Raw genomic sequence first — 687 nt, 5'->3', positions numbered from 1 at the left:
TCGCCTCTGACTGCCAAGGCATCCACCGTGTACGCTTAGTCACTTAACCATACAACCCGAAGGAGTTTCGAGTTGATAATCAAATCACCAAAGTTGTCTCTCATTATTTGAATGAGCGAGAGACATTTCGATTTTTCCGGACTCATCTCTTTACCTTCATTTTTAGAAAAAATGAAAACAAAAAGCCAAGAACACTTGAATGTGTTTTTTGGTGTTTGTCTTAAAGACAAACATTGAGAACTTTACAAACAATCTTAAAGATTGTTTTGTCAGCTTTCCAAATTGTTAAAGAGCTAGATTTTCTGATGAAAACCATTTTTAAAGATTCTTTTTCAAGAACACTTAAAGATGGTGGAGCTATGCGGGATCGAACCGCAGACCTCCTGCGTGCAAGGCAGGCGCTCTCCCAGCTGAGCTATAGCCCCATCAAGGTGTCGATACTGTCGCCAATTCCTTGGGAAAGAAATTGGTGGGTCTGAGTGGACTCGAACCACCGACCTCTCGCTTATCAGGCGAACGCTCTAACCACCTGAGCTACAGACCCAGTATCGTCTCTTTACTTCATAAACCGTATCAATCTGTGTGAACACTCATCGCAATAATCATCGTATAAGGAGGTGATCCAGCGCCAGGTTCCCCTAGCGCTACCTTGTTACGACTTCACCCCAGTCATGAACCACAAAGTGG

2 tRNA genes and 1 rRNA gene are annotated in these 687 nt (G+C 43.4%); all 3 read right to left on the bottom strand.

The features are described from left to right. Positions 1 to 349: 349 nt before the first annotated feature. Positions 350 to 425: transfer RNA gene (locus tag R7E38_RS22955), tRNA-Ala, on the bottom strand. Between the two features lie 42 nt (positions 426 to 467). Then, positions 468 to 544 (bottom strand) — tRNA-Ile (locus R7E38_RS22950). Positions 545 to 610: 66 nt separating this feature from the next. Then, positions 611 to 687, bottom strand: a 16S ribosomal RNA gene (locus tag R7E38_RS22945); the annotation flags it as partial.

It is taken from the genome of Vibrio sp. Vb2131, assembly GCF_033338535.1.
Lineage (GTDB): Bacteria > Pseudomonadota > Gammaproteobacteria > Enterobacterales > Vibrionaceae > Vibrio > Vibrio alginolyticus.
Note: the sequence above shows the minus strand (reverse complement) of the source record. Positions and strands in the feature narration are given on the sequence as shown.